Raw genomic sequence first — 12,497 nt, 5'->3', positions numbered from 1 at the left:
AAACGGCGATTGCACCGAATAATTCCCAGCGGCAAGCAGGTGGTCATCGGGATTCCGTTCCTGTGGCTGTTCCTGTTCTTCATGCTGCCGTTCTTCATCGTCCTGAAGATCAGCTTTGCCGAAGCCGACGTGGCGATCCCGCCCTACACCGAGATCTACACCTACATCGAGCAGAAGCTGGAGGTGGTGCTCAACCTGGCCAACTACAGCCTGCTGGCCGGCGACGAGCTGTACATCGCCGCCTACCTGGGCTCGTTGAAGATGGCGTTTTTCAGCACGGCCTTGTGCCTGCTGATCGGCTACCCGATGGCCTACGCCATCGCCAGTGCGCGCAAAGAGATGCAGACCGTGCTGGTGCTGCTGATCATGATGCCGACCTGGACCGCGATCCTGATCCGCGTGTATGCGTGGATGGGCATCCTCAGCAACAACGGCTTGCTCAATGGCTTCCTGATGTCCATGGGCCTGATCAACGAGCCGTTGCAGATCCTCAACACCAATATCGCGGTGTATATCGGCGTGGTCTATTCGTACCTGCCGTTTATGATCCTGCCGCTGTACGCCAACCTGGTGAAGCACGACCAGAGCTTGCTGGAGGCCGCGTCGGACCTGGGTTCGAGCACCTTCAACAGCTTCTGGAAAATCACCGTGCCGCTGTCCAAGAACGGCATCATCGCCGGCTGCATGCTGGTATTCATCCCGGTGGTGGGCGAGTTCGTGATCCCGGAACTGCTGGGCGGCCCGGAAACCCTGATGATCGGTAAAGTGTTGTGGCAAGAGTTCTTCAACAACCGTGACTGGCCGGTGGCTTCTGCGCTGGCGGTGGTGATGCTGGCGATCCTGATCGTGCCGATCATTCTGTTTAACCGCAGCCAAGCCAAAGAGATGGAGGGCAAGGTATGAAGCGCTTCAGTTTCTCCAGCTTCATGCTGGTCGTAGGGCTGCTGTTCATCTACCTGCCGATGCTGATCCTGGTGATCTATTCGTTCAACGAATCGAAGCTGGTGACGGTGTGGGGCGGTTGGTCGATCAAGTGGTACGTGGGCCTGTTGGACAACACCCAGTTGATGGGCTCGGTGGCGCGCTCCCTGGAAATCGCCTGCTACACGGCGGTGGCCGCGGTGGCGCTGGGTACGTTGGCAGCGTTCGTGCTGACCCGTATCAGCCAGTTCAAGGGCCGTACGCTGTTTGGCGGCCTGGTGACCGCGCCGCTGGTGATGCCGGAAGTGATCACCGGTCTGTCGCTGTTGCTGCTGTTCGTGGCCATGGCGCAGATGATCGGCTGGCCCCAGGAGCGTGGCATCGTCACCATCTGGATCGCCCACACCACGTTCTGTGCGGCGTATGTGGCGGTGGTGGTGTCGGCGCGCTTGCGTGAGCTGGACCTGTCGATCGAAGAGGCGGCCATGGACCTCGGTGCGCGGCCGTGGAAGGTGTTCTTCCTGATCACCATCCCGATGATCGCGCCGTCGCTGGCGGCGGGCGGCATGATGTCCTTCGCGTTGTCCCTGGATGACCTGGTACTGGCCAGCTTCGTCTCGGGCCCGGGTTCGACCACCTTGCCGATGGAAGTGTTCTCGGCGGTGCGCCTTGGGGTCAAACCCGAGATCAACGCCGTGGCCAGCCTGATTTTGCTGGCGGTGTCGCTGGTGACGTTCCTGGTGTGGTTCTTCAGCCGCCGTGCTGAAGAGCGGCGCAAGAAGGCCATCCAGCAAGCCATCGAAGAAGCGGCAGCGGATGGCTGGAAACAGCCGGATGTACGCCGGGCGCCAGCACCGGTCTAACTGCCGAAACAGGCTTAAAATGTGGGAGCTGGCTTGCCTGCGATAGCAGAGTGTCAGTCACTGAAGATGTGACTGAACCACCGCTATAGCAGGCAAGCCAGTTCCCACATTTGATTGCATTTCAAGTTGATTAAGCCGTCCACGGCGACTGGCGAATCACTTCGACAAAGTTCATCGGCTTGAACCCCGGCTCCTGATCCACCAGCACATCGGTCTTCACGTTGCCAAACGTGGTCTGCGGGCGATGGCGCAACCCGTCGGCAAACGCGCAGATGATGCACTCCTTGAACCCTTCACCCCGTGGATGCGCATGCACCACCGCCTCGCGCTGCACGTGTGTAAACGCGGCGTAGTCCATGCCCAGCACGTCCATCTCCACGCCAGCGGTCACCAGGGCGACAGTAGGGCGCAGGTGCTTGGGCACGCCTGGCGTGGTGTGCAGGGCGATGGACAGCCATACTTGCTCGATATCGTCATCGCTCAAGCCATAGGGCTTGAGAAAGGCGGCGGCCGCGTTGGCGCCGTCCACTTCAAAACGCTCGTCATCGCTGCGGTGCCCGTCCATCAGGCCCAGGTCATGGAACATCGCGCCGACGTACAGCAGTTCCGGGTTATAGGCCATCTGCTTGCGCTCGCCGCTCAAGGCACCAAACAGGAACACCCGGCGGGAGTGGTGGTAGAGCAGGTCGGATTCAATGTCGCGGATGTATTCGGTGGTGGCCTTGGCCAGGGCGCTGTCGGGGATTTGGATGCCGGCGATGGTGGTGCTCATGGTCATGATCCTCAAGAAAGCGCGGGGTTGGCGCTGATGAGTGCAGTCTGATCGCCCAGTTGCCAGGCAACCACCGCCGCAGGGGCGCGATCCCGGCCAATGTGCCTTCATATCGCGCCATGGTTGTACACGATCCAATGTGGGAGCTGGCCTGCCTGCGATAGCATCGCCTCGGTACATCAGGTATACCCAGGTGATGCCATCGCAGACAAGCCAGCTCCCACAGGGTTTTGCGACAGTCCAGAGGAAGGTTTACCCATGCACAAGACCGTCGCGATCCTGATCTTTCCCGGCGTCCAGTCACTGGATGTGACCGGTCCCATGGATGTGTTCTGCGAGGCCAATCGCTTCCTGGCGCCGGAGGATCATTACCAGCTCGAAGTCATCGGCCAGGTCCAGGGCCAGATCGCCTGTTCCAACGGCCTGTCATTGCAGGCCCACACCCATTACAGCGAAGCCCTGCAAGCCTATGACCTGCTGTTGGTCGCTGGCGGCCCGCAGTTGCCCTTCGAGGATTTCGGCCCGGCGTTCAATCAGTGGCTGCAGGACGCCAGCGCCAGGGCCCGGCGCTTCGGTTCGATCTGTAACGGCGCCTTCATGCTGGCCCGGGCCGGATTGCTGGATGGCAAAACCGTTGCCACCCACTGGAGCGACGCGGCTGATCTGGCGCGCCTGTGCCCCTCGACTCAGGTCGACGCCGACCGCCTCTACGTGCAGGACGGCAACCTCTACACGTCGGCCGGGGTCACGGCGGGTATCGACCTGTCGTTGTACCTGCTGGCCCAGGACCACGGCCCGCAAGTGGCGTTGAGCGTGGCCAAGCGCCTGGTGGTGTTTACCCAGCGCAGCGGCGGCCAATCGCAGTTCAGCCCGTTTCTCACGCCCCACGCCGAAGCCTCCTCAGCCGTGGCACAGGTGCAGTTGTATGTGCTGGCGAACCTGACCGGCGACCTGGGCATTGCTGACCTGGCCCGCGCGGCCAATATGAGTGCGCGCAATTTCTCGCGGGTATTTGCCCGTGAAGCGCAGATCACCCCGGCGGAGTTTGTCGAGCGGGCGCGGGTGGATGCGGCGCGGGTGCTACTGGAAAGCAGCACGGCGCCGCTGAAGACCGTGGCCTACCAATGCGGCTTTCGCGACGCCCAGCACCTGCGCAGTGTGTTCAATCGCCGGCTGGGGGTGACGTCGCAGCAGTTCCGACTCAACTTTGCGGCGCCGGTTTGAGCTCCCACATGTTTAGTGTGTTTCTTCAGGGCTGTTGTGGGGGGCGGGCGGGCAACAGTTTGAGGGTGCCACGGGTATTGGCCTGGACCTCTTCTTCATCAAAATGCGCCTGTTCGTACCCGCCTTCGATATAGGTCTCGGCCTGATCGGCATAGTGCTTGTCGAATGGCACGCCGCTTTGGCCCACCGGGTTGATGGTCAGGGCGTGAGCGGCGTCGGCGAAGTCCACTAGGCGTCGGGTGGACGGGCCGTAAGTCACCGGCCACGGTGCCGGGCCAATGATTGCCGACAGGTTGTTCGGCACTTCGTGGCTGCCCGGTGCGGCAAACGGCCCGACATTGATGATCTGGTCCAGCGGCTGCTTGATGCCCAGTGGATGGCCGTGGGTCAGGGTATGGGCCTTGCCCCACTGCCATTGTGCCGGGTCGTCGCCGAAGGTGCTTTTCAGATGGGCCAGGCTGTTGTCCCAGGCGCGCTTGACGGTCGCGGCGCGCTGCCCGTTCCACCACGGCGAATCGGCAGTAGCGGCCAGGCGCGGCAAGGCGGCGTCGACCACACGGGTGGTGATCAGGGTCTTGAACATCTCGTCACCCAGCTTGGGACGAAAGGCCGCGTCGGTCAGGTCGTATAACAGTTGGTTGAACAGCGTGGCCGGGATCGACTCCACCGGGTAATCACCTTTCCACGCGGCCAACTGTTCCAGCAACTTGAGTTCGGCGGGATCCTTGACCACCTCGCGCAGCACCGGCAACAGCGGCGCCAGCAGGCGTGGCCCGTAGGCGGTGGTGGTGCCCAGTTGCAGGGCCTGGCTGTTGTCCAGGTCCCATTTGACCTGGTTGTCGCTCAATTGCGCGTTCAACTGTTGGCCACGGTCCGCCAGGTTGTAGTAGCCGGGGATCTGCACGCCAGTAGGCGACACTGGCTGGGCATTGGCCGAGACCACGTAGCCACGGGCCGGGTTTTCTTCCTGGGGGTTGGCGCTGAAAGGGTAGAAACCCAGCTTGTCGGCCTGGGCGGTGCTGCCATCGAGGATGAATCCGGCGTTGGCCCCGGCCGGGCGGATCGGCAACTGCGCTGCAGCCCACCAGCCAATATCGCCCTTGGCATTGGCCCACACGATATTCAGCCCCGGCGCATGCACCTTGGCCACTGCCATGCGGGCCTTGGCCAGGGTGTCGGCGCGGTTGAGCTGGTAGAAACCATCGAGGATCGGGTTTTCGGTATCGAGGAACGCCCACCACATGGCAATCGGCGTGGTGCCGGCATTGGCGCCGAGCACGTCGTTGATGATCGGGCCGTGGGGCGACTGGCGCAGGGTCAGCGTCACCGGGGCCTGGCCCTTGACCGCGATCTGTTGCTCGCTGGTCGTCATGTCGACCCACTGGTCGTGGTAGCGCACCTGGTTGGGGTTGTCCGGGTTGACCTGCTCGGCGATCAGGTCGAGGTCATCGTTCTGGAACATCGTCAGGCTCCAGCCGAACGCTTTGTTGTGGCCCAGGAACGCCACCGGCACCAGGGCGTTGTGATAACCGTAGAGTTCAAAGCCGGGCGCCGACAGGTGCGCCTCGTACCACACCGACGGCACCGAGAAGCGGATATGCGGGTCGCCCGCCAGCAACGGCTTGCCGCTCTTGGTGCGGTTGCCGCTGATGGCCCAGGCGTTGCTGCCTTCGAACTGCGGCAGGCCATTGTCGGCCAGGGCCTGCTCGCTGAGGCGGGCGATGGCACTCAAGCCCTGCCAGTCGGCGGCGGCCAGGCTCAGGTCGCCCTTGGGTTTCCAGTCGAGGTCAAACACCTTCAGGTAGTCGCTGCCCAGTTGGTCGCGCACGTAGGTCAGCAAGGGCTCTGTGCGAAAAGCTGCGGCAAAGCTGTAGGCCAGGTAGCCGGCGATGCTGATGGTGTCTTCGGCGGTGAACGGCCGCTTGGGGATGCCCAGCACGTCAAACTCCATGGGGCTGGCGTGGCGGTCCTGATATTGGTTGATCCCGTCCAGATAGGCTTGCAGGGCCTTCCAGTGCGGTGACTGGCGGTCCATCTGCGCCGCGTAGGTGGTGGCGCGCTCGCGGATGCGCAGGCTGCGGAACAGTTTGTCGGTGTCGAGCAACTTGGCGCCGAGCACCTCGGCCAGCTCACCGCGCGCCAGGCGGCGCATGATTTCCATCTGGAACAGGCGGTCCTGGGCGTGCACATACCCCAGGGCGCGATACAGGTCGGCCTCGTTCTCGGCGCGGATATGCGGCACCCCACGGTCGTCGTAGCGCACCGTCACCGAGCCTTGCAGGTTGGCCAGCTCCACCGTGCCCTGGCGGGTCGGTTGCTTGCTGTAGACGTACCAGCCAGCCCCGAGGGCGATCAACACCAGCAGGGCCGCGAGACCCGACAAGACGCGCTTCATGAACGATCCTTATTATTAGAAGTTGGGCTAGGAGCCTTTTGGCCAGGAACAATAGCAGCCCACCGCCAGGGTGTGGGTCGCATTCACCGCGCGGCCGCCGTTGAGCGCCTGCAGGATCGGTTCGATAAAGCTGTTGCTCGAATTACAGGTCAGGCCCTCGCTGTACGGGCCGAAATACGCCAGTTTGCCGTTGCGGTCCCAGATGCCTACCGCTGGGCTGGCGGGTACCTGGTCGGCGCCGGGCAGGGCGGTGATGATTTTCATCGCCCCGAGGTTCTCGGGCAGTTGGCCGTGGCTGCCGGCTTTTTGCAGGGCATAGAACTCCACGCCCTGGGGCGCGTATTGCTCGATCAGTTCGCTCAGGTGCTGCTGGTTGCCGACATTGCACGGGCAGGCCGGGTCCCAGAAGTGCACCAGGCGGATCGGGCCGGGGCCGGCGAGGTCGGCGGGCAGGCGCAGCAGGTCGCCGGAGAACACCGCCGTATGTTCGCTGAATGCCCGCAGGTAGCGGCCCTGGAACCAGTCATACGCGGCCCACAGCACGGCGGCGCAGATCAGCAGGATCAGGCTGGCGAGCAGGGCAGAGCGGTAGGGTTTTCGCATTCAGAACAATCCTCGACGGTGGCGTAGCTTGCCATGCTTGCCCTGACAGATGAATATCGCGACTCGATATTCATCTGTTCACTGCTGTGAAGCCCTAGTCTGGAAGTACTTATGCCCGTTACCTTTGACCCCGATCATCTGCGCGAAAGCTTGCGGCCCCTGGTGGACGCGCAGCCGCTTTCGGCTGAGGCCAGGGTCTACCAGCGCTTCTACGGGCTGGACCTGGCCGCGCGCAAAAACCCGGTGGCCAGCCGCCTGGGGCGCTTCGAAGTGGATGGGTTCGAGGTGGTCAGCCAGGTCTGGTGGCCGGCGCAACCTGTGGCAACACTGTTTATGTTCCACGGTTTTTACGACCACATGGGGTTGTACCGCAGCGTGGTGGAGTGGGGCCTGGACCAGGGCTTCGTGGTGATTGCCTGCGATTTGCCGGGCCATGGCCTGTCCAGCGGTGAGCGCGCCAGTATCGACGACTTCGCGGTGTACCAGCATGTGGTGCAGGGCTTGTTCGCACAGGCCGACGCGCTGCAGTTGCCCAAGCCCTGGCATCTGTTCGGGCAAAGCACTGGCGGGGCGATTGTGGTGGACCATCTGCTCAACCAGGGCGCCAGCAGCCCGGCGCAAGGCCAGACCTTCCTGTTGTCGCCACTGGTGCGGCCGCGTGCCTGGGGTTGGTCGCAACTGAGCTATTACCTGCTCAAGCCGTTCGTCAAAGGCATCGCCCGACGTTTCAGCGATAACAGCAATGACCCGGCGTTCCGTCCGTTCCTCGAAGCCGATCCGCTACAGCCCCGGCAGTTGCCGACCGCCTGGGTGGGCGCGCTGGCGCGCTGGATCAAACGCATCGAGGCTGCGCCGCGCAGCACGCGACGGCCCCTGATCGTGCAGGGCGAGGAGGATATGACGGTGGATTGGCAGCACAATCTGCAGGTGCTGCGCGGCAAGTTTGATCAGCCGCAGATCCTGATGTTGCCCAAGGGCCGGCATCATCTGGCCAATGAACTGCCGCAAATTCGCGAGGAATACTTCAAGTTTCTCAGCGACCATCTGACCTGACGCAATCAAATCTGGGAGCAGGCAAACCCGCTCGCAGATTGTTACGGCGCCAGGCTTGAAGTGCTTTGCCCCACCGCCAGCCCGGCGCGGATCGCCGCCAGTGCCGCCTGGTAGTAAGCCTTGCCTTCTGGCGATTCGGCAAAGGTGGCGAACTCTTCCAGCTCCGGGTCCGACAGATCCCGATAGACGTACAGCAAAGTGTTGTTCAGGTCATTGCCGATCTGCTGCATCAAGCGCTCGCGCTGGCCGTTGAGCATGCTTTGCGCCTGACCGCCGCCCAACAGGCCGGGGATCATCTGGCTCAGGCTGTCTGCGGCCACGCCGGCAATCGCCAGGCTGACCTCGGCCCCGGCTTCGCGGGCGGGCAGGGCCTGGGCCAGGTGGCCGATGATCAGGCTGCGGGTGGCGTCGGCCTGGATCTGCGGCAAGCCCTGGGCGTTCTTGGCCAACTGGTCACGGCGGGTCGCCAGCAACTCGGCGGCGACAATCTTGCGCCCCAGCGGCGATTGGAAAAACGCCAGCGCCGGTTTGGGGTCCGCCAGGTTCTGGCGCAACTGGGCTTCGGCGCGCTGATCCATGGCCTTGGGGGCGAAGCGTTTATTGCTGTTGTCCACCAGCGCCTGGTACACCGCCGGCGGCAAGCTGTTGCGGTAGCGCTGCTGGGCAGCACTCAAGGCGTCATTAAAATGCGCGCGTTGTTCCGGCCAGCCGGCGACCGCATACAACTGGTCATGGCTGTCTGCCCAGGCGGGCAATACGCAGAACATCAGCAAGGATAAAAACAAACGACGCATAGGGACTCCTGTCAGTCGGCCACTATTGTCCGTGTCGGGCGTAGGATTTGTCGAGAAGTCCTATCAGTCACCTGACTAAAGTGTGTTTAGGCGCTAGGCGGCGCTGTCGGTTTGCCAGGCGTATGGATACTATGCGCGCCATGCAAATATCCCCTGATGACCCGCTGCTGCTACGCATTGTCGACGACCTGGCCGTGAAGGGCTGGTCGCAGCAGAACATCTTCCTGCCAGAGGCTCTGACCCTGGAACTGGCGGCTGAGTGCCATAAACGTGCCGCTGAAGGTGAATTGGCACCGGCCGCTGTCGGACGCGGCCCGGCCCAGGAGATTCGCGAGGGGATCCGTGGCGACCATATCCAGTGGCTGGAGCCCGGCCAGGCAGCTATCTGTGACCGCTATCTGGCGTTGATGGACAGCCTGCGGCTGGCGATGAACCGTGGGCTGTTCCTCGGCCTGGAAGAGTTCGAATGCCACTTCGCCATGTACCCGCCGGGGGCGTTTTACCTCAAGCACCTCGACCGTTTTCGCGACGATGACCGGCGCATGGTCTCGGCGGTGGTCTACCTGAACCAGGACTGGCTGCCCGAGCACGGCGGCCAGTTACGCATGTACCTCAAGGACGGCGTTGAGCACGATGTGGACCCCGCCGGCGGTTGCCTGGTGGTGTTCCTGTCGGGGGAAGTGCCCCATGAAGTCCTGCCTGCCCACCGCGAACGCTTGTCCCTGACCGGCTGGTTTCGCCGGCGGGGCAACGAGCCGTTTTGAGCATGCAAAAGATTCTGGTCAGCCGCTGCCTGCTGGGGCATCGCGTACGTTACGACGGTGGGGCCAGCGGGCCGTTTGACCAACTGGCGACCTGGCAAGCCGAGGGCCGAGTGGTCGCGGTGTGTCCGGAAGTGGCCGGTGGCCTGCCTACCCCACGGCCATCTGCCGAGATTCCGGGCGGGCAGGGCATGGATGTGTGGGAAGGCCGCGCCCAAGTGTTGACCGCCAATGGCGAGGACTTCAGCGAAGCCTTCCTTGACGGCGCGCGCCAGGCCCTGGCTTTGGTGCAGCTTCATGGCATCCGCATCGCCGTACTCAAGGCCAACAGCCCGTCATGCGGCAACCTGCTGACGTATGACGGCACCTTCAGTGGGGTGAAAGTCACGGGCGAAGGCGTGACGGCGGCGTTGCTCAAGCGCCATGGGGTACTGGTGTTCAGCGAGCTGGAGCTGGTTGAGGCGGCTGCCGCCCTGGCCCAGCTCTCAAACCCGACCTAGATCCAATGGGAGGGTGGGCTTGTGCCCACATTGCTTATTGGGTGGGTTTGCTGGTGTCAGCCTCAAACCACTTTTCCGACAGGGCCGTCAGCCGCCCATCGGCTTTGATCCGCTCCAGTGCTTTATCCAGGCTCGATTTGAACGCCGGGTTGCCCTTCTGGAAGGGGATCGCCAGGGTCAACGTCGCGTTGGCATTCACCGGGCGGCGCAGGTCCACACCTTCAACGGGCTGCGCCTTGGCTATGAACTGGCTGCTTTTGAGCGCATCGAGGCTGCCCAGCAGGGGCTTTTGCTGCTTGTGTGCAATCAAGCTTGCGCTGGAATAGCTATACGGCGCGCTGAAATCGAAACGATCCTGCAGTTCAGGAGTCACAGCGATGTGGTTGATCGCCACGTCGTACTTGCCGCTTTCCACGCCGGGCAGCAAGTCGCTGTCGTCGGTGGTGATAAAGGAGGCGCGTACGTCCATTTCCCGAGCCAGTAACTCACCCAGTTCCACTTCAAAACCGGTGAGTTTGTCGCCTTCCTTGAAGTTGAAGGGCGGCGTGTCCGCTTCCAGGGCAATGCGCAGCTCCCCACGGTCAAACACGTCGTCGAACAGTTCGGCGTGAGCCAGGGGGCTCAGCAAAGGCAGCACAAGTAACAGGCCAGGCAGAAAACGCATGGTCACTCCTAAAGAATTCGAAGGTGCGAGACGCGGTTAAGGCTCGCTTTGCTATGGTGTCGAGTGCCTTGGACAACGTTTCGTCACTAAGTTGTCATAACCCTACAGATTTCACAGAAAAACTGGAGAAGTTAATGAAAGCCATTTTGTCTCGTGCAACCCTGGCCAGCCTGCTGCTGGGGGCTTCAATGCTGGCGTCTGCCGCAGATATCCCACGTACACCGGCGCCAAAGGGTGCTGAAGTGTTCATTGTTTCACCCAAGGATGGTGCTACGGTCGATAAGACCTTCACCGTCGAGTTCGGCATCAAAGGCATGGACCTGGAACCCATCGACAAACAGGTGCCAGGCGCAGGCCATCACCACCTGCTGGTCGACCAGACCCAATTGCCTGACCCAAGCCAGCCGATTCCGGCCACCGATACCGTGATCCACTTCGGCAAGGCGCAAACCAAGACCGAGCTGACCCTGGCCCCAGGCAAGCACACCCTGCAACTGGTGGCGGGCGATAACCTGCATCGTCAGTTCGAGCCTACTGTAGCCTCAAAAGTGATCACCGTTACCGTCAAGTAAGATTTGTTCAGACGAAAAAAAGGGAGCCCCTCGGGGCTCCCTTTTTCGTACACGCTTGAAACCTTAGAACAACACGCGGCTACGAATAGTGCCGCTGATGTGCTGCAGCTTCTCTTGCGCCAGGTCCGAGTACTCGGCGTCGACGTCGATCACCACGTAGCCGACCTTCTCGTTGGTCTGCAGGAACTGACCGGAGATGTTGATGCCGTTTTCCGCGAAAACCTTGTTGATCTCCATCATCACACCCGGGATGTTCTGGTGGATGTGCAGCAGGCGGTGCTTGCCAGGGTGAGCCGGCAGGGCCACTTCCGGGAAGTTGACCGAGGACACCGACGTACCGTTGTCGCTGTACTTGACCAGCTTCTCTGCCACTTCCAGGCCGATGTTGGCCTGGGCTTCAGCGGTGGAACCGCCGATGTGCGGGGTCAGGATCACGTTGTCCAGGCCGCGCAGCGGGCTTTCGAAGATGTCGTCGTTGGAGCGCGGCTCCACCGGGAACACATCGATAGCGGCGCCGATCAGGTGCTTGTCCTTGATCGCGTCGGCCAGGGCATCCAGCTCGACCACGGTGCCGCGTGCGGCGTTGATCAGGATCCCGCCCTTCTTGATGGCGCGGATTTCTTTCTCGCCGATCATCCACTGGGTCTCAGCGGTTTCCGGCACGTGCAGGGTAACGATGTCGGACATGCCCAGCAGTTCGGTCAGGCTCGACACCTGGGTGGCGTTGCCCAACGGCAGCTTGGTCAGGGTGTCGTAGAAGAACACCTGCATGCCCAGGCCTTCAGCCAGTACCGACAGTTGGGTACCAATGGAGCCGTAACCGACGATACCCAGCTTCTTGCCGCGGATTTCGAAGGAGTTGGCCGCGCTCTTGATCCAGCCGCCACGGTGGCAGGAAGCGTTCTTCTCAGGGATACCGCGCAACAGCAGGATGGCTTCCGCCAACACCAGCTCCGCCACGGAACGGGTGTTCGAGTACGGGGCGTTGAACACCGCGATACCGCGCTCGCGCGCTGCATTGAGGTCGACCTGGTTGGTGCCGATGCAGAAACAGCCGACCGCCACCAACTTCTTGGCGTGGTCGAAGATCTCTTCGGTCAACTGGGTGCGGGAGCGAATGCCGATAAAGTGCGCGTCGGCGATCTTTTCCTTGAGCTGGGATTCCGGCAGAGAACTGGTGATGTACTCAATGCTGGTGTACCCGGCGGCCTTTAGGACGTCGACGGCCGATGGGTGGACGCCTTCCAGAAGAAGGAACTTGATCTTGCTCTTATCGAGAGAAGTCTTGCTCATCTGCGTAAACCTGTATCCCGGAGAAAAATGGCAGGGAATCGGATCGCTTAAGCTGACCCGGACGGCAGGAAAGCCGTCACCG

General features: G+C 62.1%; 13 protein-coding genes. 7 read left to right on the top strand and 6 right to left on the bottom strand.

From position 1 onward, the window contains the following. Positions 1-21 precede the first annotated feature (21 nt). Together HBR94_RS08745 and HBR94_RS08740 are read left to right on the top strand one after the other, a co-directional pair. Positions 22-903: an ABC transporter permease subunit gene (locus tag HBR94_RS08745; RefSeq protein ID WP_169851359.1), complete on the top strand. Its 882-nt coding sequence runs from the start codon at positions 22-24 to the stop codon at positions 901-903. Continuing rightward, complete coding sequence (locus tag HBR94_RS08740) at positions 900-1,784, top strand: ABC transporter permease subunit (protein ID WP_057440425.1); 885 nt, start codon at positions 900-902, stop codon at positions 1,782-1,784. The genes HBR94_RS08745 and HBR94_RS08740 overlap by 4 nt, the downstream gene beginning before the upstream one ends. 130 nt (positions 1,785-1,914) lie before the next feature. Here the strand turns inward: HBR94_RS08740 and HBR94_RS08735 are convergent, their stop codons facing one another. Continuing rightward, on the bottom strand, positions 1,915-2,556 hold the full coding sequence (locus HBR94_RS08735) for an HD domain-containing protein (RefSeq protein WP_057960922.1): 642 nt from the start codon (positions 2,554-2,556) through the stop codon (positions 1,915-1,917). Between the two features lie 258 nt (positions 2,557-2,814). Here HBR94_RS08735 and HBR94_RS08730 point away from each other — a divergent pair, with 258 nt between their 5' ends. Then, complete coding sequence (locus tag HBR94_RS08730) at positions 2,815-3,780, top strand: GlxA family transcriptional regulator (RefSeq protein ID WP_170044520.1); 966 nt, start codon at positions 2,815-2,817, stop codon at positions 3,778-3,780. 25 nt (positions 3,781-3,805) lie between these two features. On the opposite strand, the gene HBR94_RS08725 is transcribed toward HBR94_RS08730, so the two are convergent. Then, complete coding sequence (locus HBR94_RS08725; RefSeq protein WP_170044519.1) at positions 3,806-6,175, bottom strand: penicillin acylase family protein; 2,370 nt, start codon at positions 6,173-6,175, stop codon at positions 3,806-3,808. 27 nt (positions 6,176-6,202) lie between these two features. Further along, positions 6,203-6,778, bottom strand: coding sequence for a DUF6436 domain-containing protein (locus tag HBR94_RS08720; RefSeq protein WP_170044518.1), 576 nt, complete (start codon positions 6,776-6,778; stop codon positions 6,203-6,205). A gap of 111 nt (positions 6,779-6,889) precedes the next feature. Here HBR94_RS08720 and HBR94_RS08715 point away from each other — a divergent pair, with 111 nt between their 5' ends. Further along, the gene (locus HBR94_RS08715) at positions 6,890-7,831 is read left to right on the top strand and encodes an alpha/beta hydrolase (protein ID WP_170044517.1); all 942 of its coding nucleotides are present in this window, start codon (positions 6,890-6,892) and stop codon (positions 7,829-7,831) included. 41 nt (positions 7,832-7,872) lie between these two features. Here HBR94_RS08715 and HBR94_RS08710 read toward each other — a convergent pair whose 3' ends face one another. Continuing rightward, a complete protein-coding gene (locus HBR94_RS08710) occupies positions 7,873-8,625 on the bottom strand; it encodes a DUF2059 domain-containing protein (protein ID WP_057440422.1) in 753 nt (250 codons plus the stop codon). 131 nt (positions 8,626-8,756) lie between these two features. Here HBR94_RS08710 and HBR94_RS08705 point away from each other — a divergent pair, with 131 nt between their 5' ends. Together HBR94_RS08705 and HBR94_RS08700 are read left to right on the top strand one after the other, a co-directional pair. Next, positions 8,757-9,389 (top strand): 2OG-Fe(II) oxygenase, encoded by a 633-nt coding sequence (locus HBR94_RS08705; RefSeq protein WP_057440421.1) that lies wholly within the window; start codon positions 8,757-8,759, stop codon positions 9,387-9,389. A gap of 2 nt (positions 9,390-9,391) precedes the next feature. Beyond that, positions 9,392-9,886: a DUF523 domain-containing protein gene (locus HBR94_RS08700; RefSeq protein ID WP_057440420.1), complete on the top strand. Its 495-nt coding sequence runs from the start codon at positions 9,392-9,394 to the stop codon at positions 9,884-9,886. Between the two features lie 34 nt (positions 9,887-9,920). Here the strand turns inward: HBR94_RS08700 and HBR94_RS08695 are convergent, their stop codons facing one another. Continuing rightward, entirely contained in the window at positions 9,921-10,550 is a 630-nt protein-coding gene (locus HBR94_RS08695) for a transporter substrate-binding domain-containing protein (protein ID WP_057440419.1), read from the bottom strand. A 134-nt stretch (positions 10,551-10,684) separates the two neighbouring features. On the opposite strand from HBR94_RS08695, the gene HBR94_RS08690 reads away from it, so the two are divergent. Continuing rightward, positions 10,685-11,122, top strand: a complete 438-nt coding sequence (locus tag HBR94_RS08690) for a DUF4399 domain-containing protein (protein WP_057440418.1) — start codon at positions 10,685-10,687, stop codon at positions 11,120-11,122. Between the two features lie 63 nt (positions 11,123-11,185). On the opposite strand, the gene serA is transcribed toward HBR94_RS08690, so the two are convergent. Then, complete coding sequence (gene serA, locus HBR94_RS08685; RefSeq protein ID WP_029289418.1) at positions 11,186-12,415, bottom strand: phosphoglycerate dehydrogenase; 1,230 nt, start codon at positions 12,413-12,415, stop codon at positions 11,186-11,188. Positions 12,416-12,497 lie beyond the last annotated feature (82 nt).

The sequence above is a fragment of the Pseudomonas sp. WS 5412 genome (assembly GCF_012985615.1).
Classification (GTDB): domain Bacteria; phylum Pseudomonadota; class Gammaproteobacteria; order Pseudomonadales; family Pseudomonadaceae; genus Aquipseudomonas; species Aquipseudomonas shahriarae.
The sequence above is the reverse complement of the archived record's forward strand: the minus strand, read 5'-3'. Positions and strand labels throughout refer to the sequence as shown.